The 18,149-nt window shown below is 69.7% G+C and carries 20 protein-coding genes and 1 riboswitch; of the genes, 7 read left to right on the top strand and 13 right to left on the bottom strand.

Annotated features, from left to right (window positions below; all coding sequences use genetic code 11):
* The coding region (locus A5780_RS08665) for a winged helix DNA-binding domain-containing protein (RefSeq protein WP_197521700.1) at positions 1-532 on the top strand (532 nt) is incomplete at its 5' end.
* Between the two features lie 7 nt (positions 533-539).
* Here the strand turns inward: A5780_RS08665 and nadC are convergent.
* The 3 genes from nadC to nadA are packed head-to-tail and all read right to left on the bottom strand — an operon-like array spanning position 540 to position 4,256.
* A complete protein-coding gene (gene nadC / locus A5780_RS08660; protein ID WP_064908187.1) occupies positions 540-1,400 on the bottom strand; it encodes a carboxylating nicotinate-nucleotide diphosphorylase in 861 nt (286 codons plus the stop codon).
* Positions 1,401-1,434: 34 nt separating this feature from the next.
* Positions 1,435-3,183 carry an L-aspartate oxidase gene (locus tag A5780_RS08655; protein WP_369829513.1) on the bottom strand — a complete coding sequence of 583 codons (1,749 nt, stop codon included), beginning with the start codon at positions 3,181-3,183 and terminating at the stop codon, positions 1,435-1,437.
* 41 nt (positions 3,184-3,224) lie between these two features.
* Complete coding sequence (gene nadA, locus A5780_RS08650) at positions 3,225-4,256, bottom strand: quinolinate synthase NadA (RefSeq protein ID WP_064908174.1); 1,032 nt, start codon at positions 4,254-4,256, stop codon at positions 3,225-3,227.
* A gap of 94 nt (positions 4,257-4,350) precedes the next feature.
* On the opposite strand from nadA, the gene A5780_RS08645 reads away from it, so the two are divergent.
* Positions 4,351-5,127: an NUDIX domain-containing protein gene (locus A5780_RS08645; protein ID WP_030514657.1), complete on the top strand. Its 777-nt coding sequence runs from the start codon at positions 4,351-4,353 to the stop codon at positions 5,125-5,127.
* 110 nt (positions 5,128-5,237) lie between these two features.
* On the top strand, positions 5,238-5,882 hold the full coding sequence (locus tag A5780_RS08640; RefSeq protein WP_064908173.1) for a DedA family protein: 645 nt from the start codon (positions 5,238-5,240) through the stop codon (positions 5,880-5,882).
* Between the two features lie 16 nt (positions 5,883-5,898).
* On the opposite strand, the gene A5780_RS40775 is transcribed toward A5780_RS08640, so the two are convergent.
* The 4 genes from A5780_RS40775 to bioB all read right to left on the bottom strand — a co-directional run bounded on the left by A5780_RS40775 (position 5,899) and on the right by bioB (position 8,177).
* Positions 5,899-6,075 (bottom strand): hypothetical protein, encoded by a 177-nt coding sequence (locus tag A5780_RS40775; RefSeq protein WP_197521698.1) that lies wholly within the window; start codon positions 6,073-6,075, stop codon positions 5,899-5,901.
* A 154-nt stretch (positions 6,076-6,229) separates the two neighbouring features.
* Complete coding sequence (locus A5780_RS08635; protein ID WP_064908172.1) at positions 6,230-6,856, bottom strand: DUF2567 domain-containing protein; 627 nt, start codon at positions 6,854-6,856, stop codon at positions 6,230-6,232.
* Positions 6,856-7,080, bottom strand: coding sequence for a hypothetical protein (locus tag A5780_RS08630; protein WP_030514660.1), 225 nt, complete (start codon positions 7,078-7,080; stop codon positions 6,856-6,858). The genes A5780_RS08635 and A5780_RS08630 overlap by 1 nt, the downstream gene beginning before the upstream one ends.
* Before the next feature lie 83 nt (positions 7,081-7,163).
* The gene (gene bioB, locus A5780_RS08625; RefSeq protein ID WP_064904668.1) at positions 7,164-8,177 is read right to left on the bottom strand and encodes a biotin synthase BioB; all 1,014 of its coding nucleotides are present in this window, start codon (positions 8,175-8,177) and stop codon (positions 7,164-7,166) included.
* 172 nt (positions 8,178-8,349) lie between these two features.
* On the opposite strand from bioB, the gene A5780_RS08620 reads away from it, so the two are divergent.
* The 4 genes from A5780_RS08620 (at position 8,350) to A5780_RS08605 (ending at position 12,253) form a co-directional block, all read left to right on the top strand.
* On the top strand, positions 8,350-8,934 hold the full coding sequence (locus A5780_RS08620) for a TetR/AcrR family transcriptional regulator C-terminal domain-containing protein (RefSeq protein ID WP_030514662.1): 585 nt from the start codon (positions 8,350-8,352) through the stop codon (positions 8,932-8,934).
* Between the two features lie 48 nt (positions 8,935-8,982).
* A riboswitch (cobalamin riboswitch) is annotated at positions 8,983-9,063 on the top strand.
* A 55-nt stretch (positions 9,064-9,118) separates the two neighbouring features.
* Positions 9,119-10,150 (top strand): iron ABC transporter permease, encoded by a 1,032-nt coding sequence (locus A5780_RS08615; RefSeq protein ID WP_064908171.1) that lies wholly within the window; start codon positions 9,119-9,121, stop codon positions 10,148-10,150.
* 128 nt (positions 10,151-10,278) lie between these two features.
* Positions 10,279-11,010: an ABC transporter ATP-binding protein gene (locus A5780_RS08610; RefSeq protein WP_231982894.1), complete on the top strand. Its 732-nt coding sequence runs from the start codon at positions 10,279-10,281 to the stop codon at positions 11,008-11,010.
* Between the two features lie 220 nt (positions 11,011-11,230).
* Complete coding sequence (locus A5780_RS08605) at positions 11,231-12,253, top strand: ABC transporter substrate-binding protein (RefSeq protein WP_063012977.1); 1,023 nt, start codon at positions 11,231-11,233, stop codon at positions 12,251-12,253.
* Positions 12,254-12,262: 9 nt separating this feature from the next.
* On the opposite strand, the gene A5780_RS08600 is transcribed toward A5780_RS08605, so the two are convergent.
* From A5780_RS08600 to A5780_RS08575, 6 genes are all read right to left on the bottom strand, one after another.
* Positions 12,263-13,408, bottom strand: a complete 1,146-nt coding sequence (locus tag A5780_RS08600) for an alpha/beta fold hydrolase (RefSeq protein ID WP_064908170.1) — start codon at positions 13,406-13,408, stop codon at positions 12,263-12,265.
* A 73-nt stretch (positions 13,409-13,481) separates the two neighbouring features.
* A complete protein-coding gene (locus A5780_RS08595; RefSeq protein ID WP_064904672.1) occupies positions 13,482-13,820 on the bottom strand; it encodes an MmcQ/YjbR family DNA-binding protein in 339 nt (112 codons plus the stop codon).
* A gap of 58 nt (positions 13,821-13,878) precedes the next feature.
* Complete coding sequence (gene bioD, locus A5780_RS08590; protein ID WP_063012944.1) at positions 13,879-14,559, bottom strand: dethiobiotin synthase; 681 nt, start codon at positions 14,557-14,559, stop codon at positions 13,879-13,881.
* Positions 14,560-14,590: 31 nt separating this feature from the next.
* Positions 14,591-15,739: an 8-amino-7-oxononanoate synthase gene (locus A5780_RS08585; RefSeq protein WP_064908169.1), complete on the bottom strand. Its 1,149-nt coding sequence runs from the start codon at positions 15,737-15,739 to the stop codon at positions 14,591-14,593.
* A gap of 67 nt (positions 15,740-15,806) precedes the next feature.
* Positions 15,807-17,159, bottom strand: a complete 1,353-nt coding sequence (locus A5780_RS08580) for an FAD-dependent monooxygenase (protein ID WP_064908168.1) — start codon at positions 17,157-17,159, stop codon at positions 15,807-15,809.
* 74 nt (positions 17,160-17,233) lie between these two features.
* Positions 17,234-18,079, bottom strand: coding sequence for an SAM-dependent methyltransferase (locus A5780_RS08575; RefSeq protein ID WP_197521697.1), 846 nt, complete (start codon positions 18,077-18,079; stop codon positions 17,234-17,236).
* Positions 18,080-18,149: the final 70 nt, after the last annotated feature.

Raw genomic sequence — 18,149 nt, 5'->3', positions numbered from 1 at the left:
GCCGATCGCACTCGACGCGGCGCGCGCCGAACTGGCCCGCCGCTGGCTGCGCAGCTTCGGACCGGCTCCCGTCGAGGATCTGACCTGGTGGACGGGGTGGACGAAAACGGATGTGCGCAAGACGCTTTCGAGTCTCGACCTCACCGAAGTCGACCTCGACGGCAGGCCCGGAGTGATGCTGTCCGACGATACGGATCCCGAACCCGAGACCGAACCGTGGGCGGCGCTCCTGCCGGCCCTGGATCCGACTCCGATGGGCTGGCAGTCGCGCGACTGGTTCCTCGGCCCGCACGCCCCGGCCCTGTTCGACACCAACGGCAACATCGGCCCGAGCATCTGGGTGGACGGCCGCATCGTCGGCGGCTGGGCTCAGCGCGCCGACGGCGAGATCGCCTGGCGGCTGCTGGAGGACGTCGGCGCCGATGCGAAAGCGCTGATCGACGCCGAGGTCGAGCGCACCGCCGCCTGGTACGGCGACGTGCGCGCCATCCCCCGCTTCCGCACCCCGTTGGAGCGCGAACTCACCAGCTGATCCGCCCTCACATGTCCAGGCCGAGATCCAGCACCCGCACCGAATGAGTGAGAGCGCCGACCGCCAGATAGTCGACGCCGGTGCGCGCGTAGTCGGCGGCGGACTCGAGGGAGAGCCCGCCGGAGGATTCGAGTTTCGTGCGCGGCGAGCGGCTGTTGCGGCGCTGGACGGCTGCCTGGGTGGCCCACAACGGGAAGTTGTCCAGCAGCACCAGTTCCACATCCTCGGCGAGTACGGCGTCGAGCTGATCGAGGCTGTCGACCTCGACCTCACATTCGATATCGGGATCCAGTTCGCGCACCGCACGCAGCGCGGCGACCACCGATCCGGCGGCCACGACGTGGTTGTCCTTGATCAGGGCGGCGTCGCCGAGGCCCATCCGATGGTTGACGCCACCGCCGACGCGCACGGCATACTTCTGCAGCGCACGCAGCCCCGGCAGGGTTTTGCGGCTGTCGCGTATGCGGCACTCGGTGCCCTCGACGGCGTCCACCCAGGCGGCGGTGGCGGTGGCGATTCCCGACATGTGGGTGACCAGGTTGAGCATGGTGCGCTCGGCGGTCAGCAACTGCCGGGTCGGCGCGACGACCGTCAGCACCGCGTCGCCCGGGCCGACGCGAGTGCCGTCGGCGACGCGATCGGTCACCTGGTAGTTCCCGGCGCCGATCACCTCGTCGAGCACCAGCAGCCCGACGTCGATGCCGGCCACCGTGCCCGGCTGGCGTGAGGCCATCGCGGCCTTGACGGTCGCCTCGGCGGGAACCGTTGCGGCCGAGGTGATGTCGGGCCCGTAGCGCAGATCCTCGTCGAGGGCGGTGCGGATCAGGGTGCGCAGTTCCCCGGGGTCGAGTTGCGGGTCCAGTGCCATCATCTACTCCTCAGCAGGTGGTGCGTGGCGGCGGTCATCGGGTGCTCACCGCCGGCAGCGGGTCCGCGGCGGGGAGCGGATCGGCGACGACCTGCGGACGGCCGTCGTCACCGAGCCGGATCGCGACGCTGCGCCGCAACTCCTCGCGCGGATCGGGGTAATCGGATCGGGTATGGCAGCCGCGGCTTTCGGCGCGGGCGGTGGCCGCGAGGAGCAGGGTCCGCGCGGTCAGGGTCAGGGCGGCGTCCTCCACCGCGGCCAGCACGCCGGCCTGCTCGCCGTGGAGCCGCGAAATCGCCTGCACTGCGGCTGTTTCCGGCGCGGCCGGCGCGCGGCCGCTCCCGTCGTCCGCGGGACCGGGCGGCTCCGCGCCGGGAGCCCCGTGTGTCACAGCGCCTTCCGTAGCATCCGCGGCCTCGGATTTCCCGGATCCGCCACCGCGCAGATGCAGGACGCGCAGCATCGCCCCGCGCAGCCCGTCACCGTCGCGCACCACGCCGGCGTGTGCCGACATCAACTGTTGCAGGGCGGTGCGGTCGATGCGCGGCAACGACATCTCCGGCACCGCGGTCACCTCCGATGCGGAAGCGCTCCGCTCGGCCGCGGCGGCACCCACTCGCTCGCCGACGACCAGGCCCTCGAGCAGGCTGTTCGATGCCAGCCGGTTCGCGCCGTGCAGACCGGTGCGCGCCACTTCGCCGGCCGCGTACAGGCCGGGGACGGCGGTACGCCCGTGGGTATCGGTGACGACCCCGCCGCACTGGAAATGCGCGGCCGGCGCGACCGGGATCAGGTCGGCACGCGGATCCAGGCCCGCGGCGCGGCACGAGGTGGTGATCGTCGGAAATCGTTGTGCGAAACCGTCGATCGCGCGAGCGTCGAGATACACATGATCGGTGCCGAGCTGTCGCATCCTGGCGGCGATGGCCTTGGAGACGATATCGCGCGGCGCCAGATCCCCCCGCGGATCGACACCGGCGGTCACCGAATCACCGTTCGAATCGACCAGCACCGCGCCCTCGCCGCGCACCGCCTCGCTGATCAGCGGTCGCCGGCCCAGCCCGCCGGGACTGAACAGCACGGTGGGGTGGAACTGCACGAATTCCAGATCGGCGACCAGCGCACCGGCCCGCAGCGCCAGCGCGATGCCGTCGGCCGTGGCCCCGGGCGGATTGGTACTGCAGGCGTAGAGCTGGCCGAGACCGCCGGTGGCCAGCAGGACAGCCGGCGTGTGCACGATGCCGAACCCCTGGTCCGACACCACGATCACACCGCGCACACCGTCGGGCCCGGTGACGATGTCGAGGGCCGCGGTGCCGAACAGCACGGGCAGGCCGGCGGCGTTGAGCGCGCGCTGCACCTCGGCGCCGGTGGCGTCACCACCGGCGTGGATGATGCGGCGAGTGCTGTGCCCACCCTCGCGGGTGCGCGACACCTGGCCGTCGCGGCCGAGATCGAAGACCGCGCCCAGGTCGGTCAGCGCCGCGACGGCATCCCGGCCGCCCGCCACGATGGAGCGCACCGCCTGCGCGTCGCACAGTCCCGCCCCGGCGTCGACGGTGTCGGCGACATGGGAGTCGACGGTGTCGCCGTCGGGCGCGACGACCGCGATCCCACCCTGTGCGTATTGCGTGGACGTATCCGTCGGGCCGCCCTTGCTCAGGGTCAGGACCCGCAACCCCCGCAGCGAGGCGGTGCGGGCCGCGGTCAAACCCGCGACACCGCCACCGATCACCACCAGATCAGCTTCGGCTTCCCAGCCGATCGAAGGCGTCATCATCATCGATCGAACCTTTCCGGCCCGCCCGGAGGCGGGTGCCGGTGCTATTCGCCGCCGCCGGGATTGCCGATGGCGATCATGCGCTGCACCGAATTGCGTGCCAGCGCTGCGGTTTCCGGATCGACGTGCACCTCGTCGACGTTGTCGGTCAGGCATCGCAACAGCGCCGCCGGGGTGATCATCTTCATGTACTTGCAGGCGGCGCGATCGTTGACCGCCTGGAAATCGATGTCCGGCGCGGCCTTGCGCAGCTGATGCAGCATGCCGACCTCGGTCGCGACCAGCACCTGCTTCGATTGCGCGTTCTTGGCGGCGTCGATCATGCCGCCGGTGGACAGGATGTGCACCCGGTCGGCCGGGAAGGCACCCTCGCCGGCGAGGTAGAGAGCCGACGTGGCACACCCGCACTCGGGGTGCACGAACAGTTCCGCATCGGGATGGGTGCGGGCCTGTTCGGTGAGCGCGTCGCCGTTGATCCCCGCGTGCACGTGGCATTCACCGGCCCAGATGTGCATGTTCTCGCGACCGGTGACGCGCTTGACGTGCGCGCCGAGGAACTGGTCGGGCAGGAACAGCACCTCGCGGCCGGGATCGATCGACGCGACCACGTCGACGGCGTTGGACGAGGTGCAGCAGATGTCGGTCAGGGCCTTCACCGCGGCGGTGGTGTTCACATACGACACCACCACGGCGCCGGGATGCTCGGCCTTCCACGCGCGCAGCTCGTCGGCGGTGATGGAGTCGGCCAGCGAACATCCGGCGCGCTGATCCGGAATCAGCACGGTCTTGTCCGGGCTCAGGATCTTCGCGGTCTCGGCCATGAAGTGCACACCGCAGAACACGATGGTGTCCTCGGGGACATCGGCGGCGATCCGCGACAGTGCGAGGGAATCGCCGACGTGATCGGCGATGTCCTGGATCTCGGGTAGTTCGTAGTTGTGCGCCAGGATGGTGGCGTTGCGCTCGCGCGCGAGTCGCTTGATCTCGGCCGCCCACTCCGGTGTGGCCTCGACTCCGCCGTAACCGGCCGGACCGTCGACGACCTGCGCTGCGAATGCCTGCGTCGGTGACGCCATGGCATGCTCCTTCCTCATGCGCCCGGCACCCTCACCGGTCGCATCACCCCGGGCCGATTAGCTTCAACCCGGTTTTCGACTTACAATCGAAAACGTGGCCCATAGTAGCACCATTCACGAATCGCTCACCGCGGTGTTCCAGGTTCGTCGCTTCATGGACACCGTCACCGCAGGTCCGGAGGGTGATCGCTCGGTGATTGCGAGCGAACCGGTGGATCCACAGAGTCCGCGCGGCAATCACGGGCGACGCACCGAACTCGGGGTGCTGCTGTGGCAGCGGGCGATGGAACCTCAGACCGGCACCTGGTCGCTGCCCGGCGGCCGGCTGCGCGACGACGAGGATCTCGACACCTCCGCCCGCCGTCAGCTGGCCGAGAAGGTCGACGTGCGGGAGCTGTGGCATATCGAGCAGCTGTCGGTCTTCAGTGATCCGCATCGCGTGCCCGGGGTGCGCCGCATCGCCTCGGCCTATCTGGGTCTGGTGCCGCTGACCGCGGACCCGCAACTGCCCGCCGACACCCGCTGGCATCCGGTTTCCGCGCTGCCGAACATGTCGTTCGACCACGGCACCGTCGTCCATCACGCCCGCACCCGGCTGGCGGCGAAGCTGTCGTACACCAATATCGCCTTCGCCCTGGCGCCTTCGACGTTCACCATGTCGACCTTGCGCGAAATCTATTGCACCGCTCTGGGTTACGAGGTCGACACCACGAATCTGCAGCGCGTGCTGAGTCGCCGCAAAGTGATCACGCCGACCGGGGAGACCGCCGCGCCCGGTAAATCGGGCGGGCGGCCGGCGGCGGTCTATCGGTTCACCGACGACGAGATTCGGGTCACCGACGAATTCGCGGCGTTGCGCCCCCCGGGGTGAGCGGTCTCCGCCGCTGTGTGAGCGGACCGCCCGCGGCAGCGGGGTCACTGCGAACGATGTGCGCCGACCGCCGCCGACGCCTGTGGTCCGCGCACGGTAGCGTCGGCGGAATGGAATCGCTGATGCACCGGATTCTCGATATCGCGCCGGTGTGGATCTACCTGACGGTGGGCCTGCTCGTCTTCGCCGAGGACGCGATCTTCGTCGGCTTCGTGATTCCGGGCGAGACGGCGGCCGTCCTCGGCGGTGTCGCGGCCAGCCAGGGGCATGTCCTGCTGTGGGTGATGATCCTGCTGGTGGTGGCCGCAGCGATCATCGGCGACTCGGTGGGCTACGAGGTGGGCAAACATTTCGGCAGCCGCCTGCTCGCCGCCTCCTACCTGGACAAGCACCGCGGTCGCCTGGACAACGCTCAGGAGTTCCTCGCCCGCCGCGGCGGCTGGGCGGTCTTCCTCGGCCGCTTCACCGCCTTCTTCCGCGCGGTGATGCCGGCCCTGGTGGGCGCCTCCCGCATGCCCTACCCGAGGTTCCTCTCGTTCAACGCCTTCGGCGGCATCGTCTGGGGAACGACCTTCGTGGTCCTCGGCTACATCGCCGGCAATTCCTACGAGAAGGTGGCGAAGACCGTCGGCCGCGATATGGCGATCGCGGTCGTGGTGATCGTCGTCGTGGCGCTGATCGTGTGGAAGCTGCGGGAACGACGCCAGGAGAAGAGGATCGAATCCGAATATCACGCCACCCACGACGGTCGGTGAATCCCTTACCGCCGACTCACCATTGCCGATCCCGATGCTTGACCGTGCGCCGATAGGTGCGCTTGTTCGCCACCGGCTGCGCCGCAGCGGACCGGCGAAGTTCGTGCCGACGCCGCCACGCGGTGAGATTGGGCCGTTCGAGCTGTTCGGTTGCCGCGCAATCACTTCCGATTCGCGCGTTCGCTCCTGCCATTCGTATACACCTCCCCTCCTGGCTGATCCGCCGCAACGGTAACCACCGCGAGCCCGGATCGCCATCGAATAAGCGGCGATTCGGGCTGCCGGCAGCGGTCAGCCATGCCGCGCACGACAGCATTCACCCAGTGGCGCAACGTGGTCGGCGCGATTCAGCGCTGCGAATCGGCGTTCTGATAGGACCCGGGCCGATGGTAGGGGCCGTAGGTCACCTCGGAAAGTGGCGTGTGGGGTGCGGGTTCCGCCGTGTCACCGCGGCCGCTCCCGAGGTCCTCGGAGGTGCTCAGCGCCGACAGCAGGAGGATGACCAGTCCGGCGATCAGCGGTTGCAGCAGGAGAGCGGTCCAGCCTTCGACGGTGGGCGCGAGCTCCACGACGGTGTGCACGGGCGGGTTGTGTGAGCGGGGGTGGATCCAGCGCGCGACCTGTTCGCCGAACCACGACATCACCCAGGCCCCGGCCAGCGAGCCGATCAGCAGACTCGCCAGCATGATCGGCCCGCGCATCACGCGCCAGCGCCACACCGCGGCGGCGGTGAGCAAGCCGGCCACGAAACCGACGCAGCCGAAGATCGCGACCGCGTCGAAGCGGTGCGCGCTTTCGCCGGTGAGCGCCATACCGCTACCGGGTTCGACGACGAAGACCTTCTCGGTCGGGGCGAGCATGGCCCACACTCCGCCGCCGATGATGCTGACCACCAGCACCGCCGCGACGATTCCCAGCGCCGCCCGCAGCTCGCGCGGTGCGGGAGAGGCTGCGGCGGCACCGCGGGAGGTCATCAGCGATGGTCCAGGCTGTGGGAATCGATCACCCCGTGCCGGGAGCATTTAGCCCACCAGCCGTCCGGACTCACCTGCACGATCATCCGGCGGCCGCAGTGCTCGCAGTAACGCGGCGGTTCCAGGCCCAGGGCCGCGGCCGCCGGCACCGGATCGTCGAGACCCACGACGATCCGCTTCCCCGTGTACGGGTTGTAGCGCTCTTGCATATCAGGCTGTGGCATCTGGACCACCATTCGCGAAACCCCTTATGAAGTGCAGCTCTCCAGCTGCTCGACAATACCCGAACCGCCGCGGCCGCGGGCGCTCAGAGGGTCTCGTTGAGCGCCTTGATCGGCATCTTCAGATCGGTGAGCAGGTCCAGATCCGCCTCGGCGGGACGACCGAGGGTGGTCAGGTAGTTGCCGACGATGACGGCGTTGATCCCGCCCAGGATGCCCTGCTTGGCGCCGAGGTCGCCCAGGGTGATCTCGCGGCCGCCGGCGAAGCGCAGGATGGTGCGCGGCAGCGCGAGCCGGAACGCGGCGACGGCGCGCAGCGCGTCGGCCGCGGGCAGCACCTCGAGGTCACCGAAGGGGGTGCCCGGGCGCGGGTTGAGGAAGTTCAACGGAACCTCGTCGGGCTCCAATTCGGCCAGATCGGCGGCGAATTCGGCCCGCTGCTCCAGGGTTTCGCCCATACCGAGGATGCCGCCGCAGCACACCTCCATACCGGCCTCACGCACCATGCGCAGGGTGTCCCAGCGCTCCTCCCAGGTGTGGGTGGTGACCACGTTCGGGAAGTGCGAGCGGGAGGTCTCGAGGTTGTGGTTGTAGCGGTGCACGCCCATGGCGGCGAGCTGATCGACCTGTTCCTGGTTGAGCATGCCCAGCGAGCAGGCGACCTGGATGTCGACCTCGTTGCGAATGGCCTCGACGCCGGCGGCGACCTGCGCCATCAGGCGCTCGTCCGGACCGCGCACGGCGGCGACGATGCAGAATTCGGTCGCGCCGGTCTTGGCGGTCTGCTTCGCGGCCTCGACCAGGCTCGGGATGTCGAGCCAGGCGGCGCGCACCGGCGACTGGAACAGACCCGACTGCGAGCAGAAGTGGCAGTCCTCGGGGCAGCCGCCGGTCTTGAGCGAGATGATGCCCTCGACCTCGACCTCGGGGCCGCACCACTTCATCCGCACCTCGTGCGCGAGCTCCAGCAGCGCCTCGAGCTGGTCGTCGCCCAGACGCAGCACCTCGAGGGTCTGCTCCTGAGTCAGCCCGACGCCACGTTCGAGAACCTGCTCACGCGCGGTGGCCAGAATGTCGGTCTTCACGGGTGCCTGCGTCACAGCACGAATCCCTTCTTTCGGCCGGTGCGGCCGTGCCCGTAGTGGCATGGACTGGGCCCTCCGTGGTTACGCAGGCTGCCGCCTCCGGGCCTGCGCGTCCATGCCGTGCAACTTGAACGGTGTTCAGGCTAGGGTAGCGGGGTCAGTGAGTCAAAACATACGAGGGGTAGAAGTGCAGCTACATCGGGCGGATGTGATCGACGGCGCCATCGCCATCCTCGATCAGTACGGGCTCGCCGATCTGACCATGCGCCGCCTCGCTACCGCTCTGCACGTGCAGCCGGGCGCGCTGTACTGGCATTTCCCGAACAAGCAGGCGCTGCTCGGCGCGGTCGCCGACCGCATCCTCACCCCGATGGACGAGCCCGTCGCCGCCGAGGACTGGCCGGGCCAGATCAGCGAACTGGCGCATCGGCTGCGTTCGTGCCTGCTGGCGTATCGCGACGGCGCGGAGGTGGTCTCGGCCACCTACGCTTCCCGACTGACCACCAGCAAGGGCCGGGAACGCTTGGCCAGTGCGATGATTCGCGGCGGCATGACGCGCGAGGAGGCCGATCTGGCCGCCTACACGTTGCTCTACTACGTACTCGGCGAGACGGTGGACGAGCAGTCGCGGATGCAGATGGACTCCGCGGGCGCACTGGCGGAGGAGGATTCCCCGCTCTACGAGAACACCTCGGCCACCGAGCGGTTCGACTTCGGACTGCAGTTGTTCGTGGGCGGGGTACTGCATCTGCTCGGGAGCCGGGTGCGCTAGCCGGACATTTCGGACGGTAGTATTCGGGACCGTCATCCCCGGCGGCGCGGGAATCCGGTGGGAATCCGGGACGGTCGCGCCACTGTGACCGCGGCGGCCGCTGATGCGGACCGGTGCGGGAGTCAGACCTCGGTCGCCGGGCACTGCTCTGAAAAGGTCGCGTGATGCCTGTGGAGTTCCGGCGATGAACCGCGTCCGGACAACGATCGTCGTTCCCCTGACGCTGGCGTCGCTGCTCGCCGCGATGGTCGTGGCGACCGCGTGCGGCGCCGAACCGCTGCCGATTCGAGCAGTGATCGAAGTGCTGGGCGGACATCTGAACGGCGGCGGTGCGGTCGATCCCGCCTTCGACACCATCGTGTGGCAGTTGCGGGTGCCGCGCACGATACTGGCCGCCGTGGTCGGCGCGGGACTGGCGCTCGCCGGTGCCGCCATGCAGACCTTGGTGCGCAATCCGCTGGCCGATCCCTATCTGCTGGGTGTCTCCTCGGGCGCGGGGGTGGGCGCCGCGGCCGTGATCACGTCGGGCCTGTTCGCGGGTGCGGGCATCTGGGCGCTGTCGGGCGGCGCGCTCGTCGGCGCCTTGGTCGCGGCGGCAACGGTTTTCGCGATCGCGATGGCGCAGGGCGGATTGACGCCGCTGCGTCTCGTCTTGACCGGAACGGTGCTGGGATCGGCGTTTTCGGCACTGAGCAGCTATCTCATCTTCCGCAGCGCCGATCCGAAGGCCGCGCAGTCGGTGCTGTTCTGGCTGCTCGGCAGCCTGGCCGGGGCGGATTGGACCCGAATCGCGATGCCCGCCACCGTGGTCGCGGGCGCGGGCGCGGCGCTGTTCGCCGTACACGGCTGGCTCGACGCGCTGAGCGTGGGCGCCGATACCGCCGCATCGGTGGGAGTGCCGGTGCGGGCCGTGCGCTACGGGCTGTTCACCGGGCTGGCGATTCTGGTCGGCGTCCTGGTGGCGGTGTCCGGCGGGATCGGCTTCGTGGGTTTGGTGGTACCGCATGCGGCGCGGATGCTGGTGGGCTCCACCCATCGGCGATTACTGCCGGTCGCCGCGCTGTGCGGTGCGCTGTTCCTGGTCGTGGCCGACGCGGCGGCCCGGATCCTGGTGCGGCCCACCGAAATTCCGGTCGGTGTGCTCACCGGGCTGATCGGCGCACCGGTGTTCCTGCTGCTGATGGGTCGGCGGCACTACCGGTTCGGTGCGGCATGATCCGCCGTCTCCGGACCCGCGAGCCCGAACCTGTGGACGGAACGAGGCTGCCCGCTGCGAAGGCGGCGGAGTCCGCGCCCGCTGTTCTCCGGGTCCGGCAGCTGGCATGCGGGCCCCGCCACCGGGACGTGTTGACAGGCGTCGATTTCGGCGTCGAGCCCGGTGAAGTGGTCGGCATCGTCGGGCCGAACGGCGCCGGGAAATCCACGCTGCTGCGCACGCTGGGCGGACTGCTGCGCCCACGGCAGGGCCGGGTCCTGGTGAACGGCGAAGCGCTGCACGCGATGTCACCGCGACGGCGCGCTCGCCTGGTCGCCATGGTCGGACAGGACGACCAGCCGGCGGCGGATCTGTGCGCCGGTGAGGTGGTCGCCTTGGGGCGCACGCCGTATCTGCCGTCGTGGGGCGCCGGTAGTCCGGCCGAACGCCGCGCGGTCGGCGAGGCCTTGGCGGCGGTCGATCTCGACGGCTTCGCAGAGCGCCCGGTGCGGCGGATGTCCGGCGGTGAGCGGCAGCGGGTGCTGCTGGCCCGGGCGCTGGCGCAGGCGAGTCCGCTGCTGTTGCTCGACGAGCCGACCAATCACCTGGACATCACCCACCGGCTCGCGCTGCTGAATCTGGTTCGGGGACTGGGCCGCACGGTCGTGGTCGCCCTGCACGATCTGACCTTGGCCGACCGTTACTGCGATCGGGTTCTGGTCGTGCACGACGGATCCGCATCGGATCCGCGTCCGCCCCGGGAGGCGTTGAGTTCCGAGGTCCTCGCCGCCGTCTTCGGTGTGCGGGCGGCGCGCGTGCGACATCCGGAGACGGGTGCGACACATGCACTGCTGGAACCGAATTCCGAGGCTGCGGGATGAGGTACCGGCACCGCTGCGGTGACCCGAGCCGACCGCACCGCCCGACGCCGCCCGGGGCCCACCCGCCGCTCGCGGACCTCGGTCATCGTGATTCCGGCACCACCCGGCTCACCGCTGCCCGGAAACGGCGGCGCATATGCCGGCCGTCCACCGTGCACGAACCTCGCCGGCGCCGCGAACCCGGCAGCTGTAGTCCCGAAAACCGTTGAAGGTGGACGATATGCAACTTCTGCGTTGGCTCGCCGTCGGGTCGACCGTCGCGTGCTTGGTGGCGTGCGGCCCCGCGCAGCCTTCGGACGGCAACCTGACCCTGACCAATTGCGGTGAACAGGCACGCTTTCCGGCTCCGGCACAGCGCATGTTCGTCAACGATACCAATATGGTCGCGATGACGCTGGCCTTGGGCGCACAGGATTCGGTGGCCGCCGTGGCCGGTCTGCAACAGGACGTCGCGACCCTGCGGCGCCACTACGGTGACGTGGTCGATCGCCTGAACAATGTCGCGCCGACCTCGCCGTCGCGGGAGACGGTGCTCGCCCACCGCCCCGATGTGATGGTGGCCGGCTGGAACTACGGCTACAGCGAGGCCACCGACCTCACCCCGGATACGCTGCGCGCCCACGGCATCGCGCCCTACATCCTCACCGAGAGTTGCCGCCCGCACGCCGGTCAGCGGCAGCGCGGCACCGTCGAGCCGTGGGCGGCGCTGCGCGCGGATCTGTCGAATCTGGGTGCGATCACCGGCCGTCCCGATCGGGCCACCGCACTCGTCGCCGACATCGATACCCGCCTCGAGCGATTGCGCGCGGCACCGCGGGCCGCGACACCCCCGACCGTGTTCGTCTTCGACAGCGCGAGCGACACCATCTTCTCCAGCGGCAGATTCGGCGGACCCCAGGCCGTACTCGAGGCCGCGGGTGCCCGCAACGCACTCGACGATGTGGCCGACACGTGGACTACGGTGTCGTGGGAACGCCTGGCCGCCGCCGACCCGGACGCCATCGTCTTCGTCGACTATCCGGGGCAGAACTTCGCCCAGAAGGTGGAAGCGCTGCGCGCCAAACCCGGAATCAACCGGCTGCGCGCCGTCACGCACCAGCGGTTTCTCGATCTGCCCTATGTGCTGTGGACGTCGAGCCCACTCAACATCGATGCCGCCGAGCAGGTGCGGGCCCACCTCGAGCGGTGGAACATGGTGCCGCCCTCGGGAATTCGCCCGGCCTTCGACGACGCCGTGCGCTGAACCGCCGGTTCACGGCATGCCCATGGACTGCTCGGAGTGAACCAGCCCGATGAACGGCACGACCTGCTGCGCGATCACCGTGTTGTATTCGCGGGGATGCCGGCGCGGATCGGCGTGGCCCGTGCTGCGGGTCAGCACCACCAGGAGTGTGCCGTCGACACCGCCGACGGTGTCGATCAGTGCGCGATGGGTGTATACGTCGTCCACGACGGAATCCCGGTACGGATTGTGCGGTCGGATGAACACGACGGCCGGGCGGGGTTTGCCGGCCGCCGGTTTCGCCAGCGCGCGCAGGTCGTCGATCGCGCCGCTGGCGACGATGGCCTTGAACTGATCTTCGATGAGGCCGTTGCTGGCGGCGTCGGTGTTGAAGATCTTCTGCCGCAGCACATCGGTGACGGTACGGCGCAGCGACGCGGTCCGGATGCCGGGCGGACTGGAACCGTAGTCGACGAATTGGTCATGCCGGGAATAGGTTTCCGCCAGCAGTCGCAGCCCCCGGCTCTCCCGCGTGCCCGGGAACCAGCCGAACCAGCGCAGCAGATCCTCGCCCTGGTCGCGGCTTTCCGGCCGCACCGCGGCCAGGTCGACCGGCGTGCAGTCCAGGATCACCCCCGACAGGGTGCGCGTGCTGTGGGTGTGGATGTGTTTGGCGATCTCGAGGGCGATCACCCCGCCCATGCTGTGGCCGACCAGCACCACCTTGTGGATGCGGGCGGCCTCGGTGACGCGGATGATCAGATCGCTGATGACCTTGGTGTCGATACCGGTGTTGTCGTATCGCACCGCCCACACCGAACCCAGTTGCCGCAGTGAGGGCAACGCGCGCGCGGTATCGGAGGCATCGAGCGAACCCAGGCCGACGAGGTCGAACACCGCGGTGTCGCGGTCGCTCGCCGCGGCCGGGCCGGAGATGGGCAGCACCGCGGGATCGGTGCGCGCCAGCCGTGCCTGCTCGGGGGAAACGTCGTAATGCCAGTACTGCGCGAACACGACCAGAACGACGATCGGGACCAGCGCCGCCCGCAGCAGCACGCGCCGCGTCCGCCCCAGCGTCCGCCAGCGGTGCCCCACACGGGTTTCGGCCAGCCGGGCCCGCCGTCGCGCATCGTCGTAATCCGCGACCGTGGAAGGGTGCCGATCTCGCATGGACATCCCCACCCACTGTAAGGGCGTTCGCGACCGGCGCATCCCCTCCGCGCCGCGCCGCGCCGATACCCGATATCGATTACCGCTGGTCGTCGAGGAGGTGGCGAGGTGCGGCCTGGCGCCACGAATCGAGGATGATCGCCTCGAGTTCGGCCCGGTCGTCCAGGGCGGCCAGCCGGGCGCGCACCCACGCGTTACCGGCCTCGTGCGCGGCGATCCAAAATTTCCCGGGCTCGGCCACGACCAGTTCGTCGCGATCGACGATCGGGCAGCGCACCGCCATCGAGGTCTCTGCCTCGGGCAGCGTCAGAAACAGCTTGCCCGCGACCCGGAAAGTCGGCATCCCCCAAGCGAATTGCTCCGACGTCTCCGGCAGCGACAGGGCATAGTCGCGGGCATCCTCCCCGGTTGCGCTCATACCCCGCATCCTGCCAGGCCCCACCGACACGAACCGGGGCGTCGCCGCCTCGGCCGGCTCAGCCGAGGTATCGCCGCATCCAGTCCGCATGGAACCAGCCGGAGGCGGTATCGGCGAATCGCTCGGGCAGCCACTGTCCGGCGCCCTCGGGAATCACCCCGACGACCCCGACACCGGTGACCTCGGGCAGGTCGGTGCGGTTGCATTCGGAGGCGAGATCCGGTGCGCTCGGCCAGGATCCGATGACCAGTCCCGCGCAGCGCACACCGGCGGCGGCGAGGGCTCGGGTGGTGAGTTCGCTGTGGTTGAGGGTCCCCAAGCCCGCGGCCGCCACCACCAGTACCGGTGCGTCCAGTTTCTGCGCCAGTTCGAGCAGCGTGAACTCCCCGACGCGAACCAGCAGTCCGCCCGCGCCCTCGATCAGCGTGAGGTCGGCATCGGCCAGCGAGTCGATTCCGGCCACCGTCTCACCGAGAGTGAGCAACGGTTGCCCGCAGCGGCGGGCGGCCGTGTCGGGGGCCAGCGGTTCGGGATAGCGGGCCAGTTCGAGCGTGCGGGTCACGCCCGACAGCCGCTCGATCACCGCGAGGTCGCCCGGTTCGTCCGGAGCCACGCCGGTCTGTGCGGGTTTGCAGACCGCGACCGTGCGCCCGGCCGACCGCGCCGCCGCGGCCAGCGCGGCCGTGACGACGGTCTTCCCGACGTCGGTCGAGGTTCCCGTGACGATCAACCTGCTCATAGCGCCTCGCTCCTGTCGTTCCTCGCATCACTCAGGCGGCCTGCGGATCCCGCGCCGCGGTCAGCACCTCGTCCAGCACCGTGGCGATGGTCTCCATCTCGGCATCGGTGAGGTCGGCACGCGCGGTCAGCCGCAGCCGCGAGGTGCCTTCCGGCACCGACGGCGGCCGGAAGCAGCCCACGCTCAGACTGCGCTCCCGGCACTGCTGCGCGGCGTCGTAGGCGACCTGCGCCTGTCCCAGCACCACCGAGACGACCGCCGAATCCGGTTGCGGCACACCGGCGATGCGCGCGATATCGGCGGCCCGGGTGAGCACTCGCCCGCCCAGCTCCGGTTCCTTGCGCAGCAGCCGCAGGGCCGCATGTGCGGCGCCCACCGCGGCGGGCGCCAATCCGGTGTCGAAGATGAACGTGCGCGCGGTATCGATGAGGTGGGCGCGTACCCGCTCGTCGCACAACACGATTCCGCCCTGCGCGGCAAGGGCTTTCGACAAGGTGGCTGTGACGATCAGATCCGGTTGCCCGGCCAGGCCGAGTTCCTGCACCAGGCCGCGACCACCGTCGCCGCGCACGCCGATGCCGTGCGCCTCGTCGACGATCAGCACCGCACCGTTCGCGCGGACCACCCGATGCAGATCGGCCAGCGGCGCGAGGTCGCCGTCGGCGCTGAACACCGAGTCGGTGAGCACCAGCGCGCGGTCCTCCGTGCGCTGCGACAGCAACCGGTCGACCGCCTCGACATCGCGATGCGGCGCGATCTCCACCCGCGCCCGCGAGAGTCGGCAGGCATCGACCAGCGAGGCGTGGCTACCGGCATCGGAGACCACCAGCGCGCCGCGCCCGGCCAAGGCGGTGACGATGCCGAGGTTGGCGGCATAGCCGGAGGCGAAGACCAGGCCCGCCTGCGCCCCCACGAAGTCGGCCAGGTCGGCCTCGAATTCCTCGTGCGCGACCGTGGTGCCGGTGACCAGCCGCGATCCGGTCGCACCGGCGCCCCAGGTCCGGACCGCCTCGACCGCGCCCGCGATCACCTCGGGGTGCCGCGACAGGCCCAGGTAGTCGTTGGAGGCGAGGTCGATGAGATCGCTGTGCGCCGGTCGCGCCCGCAGCTGCCGCCGCAATCCGGCGCGCACCCGGTCACCCGCACGCTCGTCCAACCAGCTCAACGGATCCTCGTTCACAGCTCGGAAGCATACTTGAACGCCGTTCAGGACGATTGCGGCGGGGCCTCGATCGAACCCGTACAGGTCAGCGCGGCGGGTTCCAGTCGAGGGCCCGATCGAAACTGCGCAGCATGGCCCAGCCGGGCATCAGCCGCAGCGCGGTGTCGCGAGCCCGGACGGCGGGCGGCCACGACCATTGCGCGACCGTCCCGATCCGCCGCGAGCGATGAGCGAGCGCGCGGGTACGCGGGCGGCGCAGCGAGTCGTAGCCGCGCAGTGCGTCCTCGACCCCGCGATCGTCGAGCAGCGCGGCCAGGGTGGCGGCATCCTCGAGCGCGAGATTGGCGCCCTGTCCCATATTCGGCGTCATCGCGTGCGCGGCGTCGCCGAGCAGCGCGACGGGACCGCGCACGAATGTCGGCAGATCGGGAAGCTCGTAGATGTCGTGACGCATCACCGATTCCGGCGACACCGCCGCCAGCAGCCGCGGCACCGGATCCGGCCACTCACCGAAACGCCTGTGCACTTCCGCGAATTCGCCGTCTGCCCCGCGCTCACCTTCGGCGGCGTTCACCGCGCCGAACATGTACACCCGGTGGTCGGACAGCGGGACGATGCCGAAAATCTCACCGCTGCCCCATATCTGGCCGCCCTGGCGAAGTTCGGGCCGCGGCGCGGTGACCATCCGCCAGGCGGTGTATCCGGCATAGCGGGGCGGGCGGGCGTGCGGACAGACCGCGGCCCGCACGACACTGCGCAGGCCGTCGGCCCCGATCACCAGATCCGCCGTCTCCGCTCCCCCGGCAAACAGAACCCGCGCTCCCCGCCCGCCACGTTCGCTCGCCGCGCGCTCCGCGGGCACATCCCGCACCGGCTTCCGCGCGCCCGCGGCGGCATACGACCCCTGTCCACCATCGGACGCCCGGACATCTCCGGTGGTGTCACGCACCTCCGGAGTCTCGTCTTCCGCGGCGTTGTGCCCGGGCACACCCGTTGCCGGCGCCGGGTCGCCGTTTCCCGACGCCGTTGTCTCCCAACTACCTTCGGTGTCGACGCCGGTGACGGTGCGTCCCAGGCGCAGCCGGTCGTCGCCGAGTGCGGTGCGCAGAATATCGAACAGGTCCGCGCGATGCACGGCCACCACCGAGCCGTACCGCTCGGCCATTTTCCCGGTGTCGGTGCGGGTCAGCCAGCGGCCGGAGCGGTCACGGATTCCGCCCTCGGTGTCGGCCATCGCGCGCGAGCGCACCCGCGCCCCCACTCCGATCGCGTCCAGGGCACGTAATCCGTTGGGCCACAGTGTCAATCCCGACCCCGCCTCGCCGATATCGGCGGCCCGCTCCCAGACCTCGACGTCGTGCCCGCCCCGATGCAGCGCGATCGCGGCGGCCATTCCGCCGATTCCCCCGCCGACGACGATCACTCGCAGTGCCCGCATTCCCCACTCCTCGGCTCCTAGGCGTCGGAGTCCAGCCAAACACACCGCGCCTACCGCCGCAGGCCACGGCGGGGTCACCCGCCGACGCGTGCATATGCCAGCCGGCACAGATCCACCGGTTGCAGCGCATCGGCGCGCCTCCACCAGCCTGCCGGTACCGCCGCGCGGTGACTGATGTGCTCGACGGTGGTGAATCCGTACCGATGCAGGACGTCGTCGAGGGTTTCCGGAGTGAAGGTGCTCAGCCACGGTTCGCCCTGGGCACTGGTGACGGGCTGGACGGATTCGGCGTAGGCGTGTCCGTTGCCGTCGCGCAGTGCCGGATCGAGCATGTACTCCATCACCAGTTCCGTGCCCGGGGCCAGACCGGAGAGGCCGGCCAGCGTGGTGCCGATCGCCTCGGCGGTGAGATACATGCTGACGCCGAGCCAGCTGATGAGCGCGGGACGTGCAGGGTCGAATCCGGCATCGGCCAAATGCCGCGGCAGATCGTCGCGTTCGAAATCGACGGGTACGAAAACCACCTCCCCGACCGGGCGGATATCGCCGATGGCGAGAATTTCCCTTTTCCACCGCTGGGTGCCGGGATGATCGACCTCGAATACCCGGATCCCTTCGGCCGCATCGCGATATCCGAAACTGTCGAGTCCCGCCCCGAGAACGACATATTGCGCCGCAGCCGATTCTGCGAGGCGCTGTTCGACCCAGTGGCTGCGCACCGTCGCCTGCGCCCGGACTGCGGCGAGCAGCGGATGGTCGCCGTGCTGCAGGTGGTAGCCGATGAGCTCCTCCGCATGCGGGCCGAGCAGGGCGGATGCCATGGTGTCGCGGAACAGATAGGGCTCGCTGTCGATCAGCAGGTGGGCCGCACGGGCCGCGGCCGCCATCATCGCCGTGCGACTGGGTTCGGTGCCGATCATCGAATTCCCTTTCACCGTCCGAAGAGCCGGTGGATATCACCGCGCGAATGCCGATGATAGACAGGAATTT

It is taken from the genome of Nocardia sp. 852002-20019_SCH5090214 (assembly GCF_001665865.1).
Taxonomy (GTDB): domain Bacteria; phylum Actinomycetota; class Actinomycetes; order Mycobacteriales; family Mycobacteriaceae; genus Nocardia; species Nocardia nova.
Note: the sequence above shows the minus strand (reverse complement) of the source record. Positions and strands in the feature narration are given on the sequence as shown.

What these genes read in the sequence shown, in the direction of transcription:
- nadC (WP_064908187.1), bottom strand. Translation starts at nt 1,400, where the DNA reads ATGGCACTGGACCCGCAACTCGACCCCGGGGAACTGCGCACCCTGATC.
- A5780_RS08655 (WP_369829513.1), bottom strand. Translation starts at nt 3,183, where the DNA reads ATGATGATGACGCCTTCGATCGGCTGGGAAGCCGAAGCTGATCTGGTG.
- nadA (WP_064908174.1), bottom strand. Translation starts at nt 4,256, where the DNA reads ATGGCGTCACCGACGCAGGCATTCGCAGCGCAGGTCGTCGACGGTCCG.
- A5780_RS08640 (WP_064908173.1), top strand. Translation starts at nt 5,238, where the DNA reads ATGGAATCGCTGATGCACCGGATTCTCGATATCGCGCCGGTGTGGATC.
- A5780_RS40775 (WP_197521698.1), bottom strand. Translation starts at nt 6,075, where the DNA reads ATGGCAGGAGCGAACGCGCGAATCGGAAGTGATTGCGCGGCAACCGAA.
- A5780_RS08635 (WP_064908172.1), bottom strand. Translation starts at nt 6,856, where the DNA reads ATGACCTCCCGCGGTGCCGCCGCAGCCTCTCCCGCACCGCGCGAGCTG.
- A5780_RS08630 (WP_030514660.1), bottom strand. Translation starts at nt 7,080, where the DNA reads ATGCCACAGCCTGATATGCAAGAGCGCTACAACCCGTACACGGGGAAG.
- A5780_RS08615 (WP_064908171.1), top strand. Translation starts at nt 9,119, where the DNA reads ATGAACCGCGTCCGGACAACGATCGTCGTTCCCCTGACGCTGGCGTCG.
- A5780_RS08605 (WP_063012977.1), top strand. Translation starts at nt 11,231, where the DNA reads ATGCAACTTCTGCGTTGGCTCGCCGTCGGGTCGACCGTCGCGTGCTTG.
- A5780_RS08600 (WP_064908170.1), bottom strand. Translation starts at nt 13,408, where the DNA reads ATGTCCATGCGAGATCGGCACCCTTCCACGGTCGCGGATTACGACGAT.
- A5780_RS08595 (WP_064904672.1), bottom strand. Translation starts at nt 13,820, where the DNA reads ATGAGCGCAACCGGGGAGGATGCCCGCGACTATGCCCTGTCGCTGCCG.
- bioD (WP_063012944.1), bottom strand. Translation starts at nt 14,559, where the DNA reads ATGAGCAGGTTGATCGTCACGGGAACCTCGACCGACGTCGGGAAGACC.
- A5780_RS08580 (WP_064908168.1), bottom strand. Translation starts at nt 17,159, where the DNA reads ATGCGGGCACTGCGAGTGATCGTCGTCGGCGGGGGAATCGGCGGAATG.
- A5780_RS08575 (WP_197521697.1), bottom strand. Translation starts at nt 18,079, where the DNA reads ATGATCGGCACCGAACCCAGTCGCACGGCGATGATGGCGGCCGCGGCC.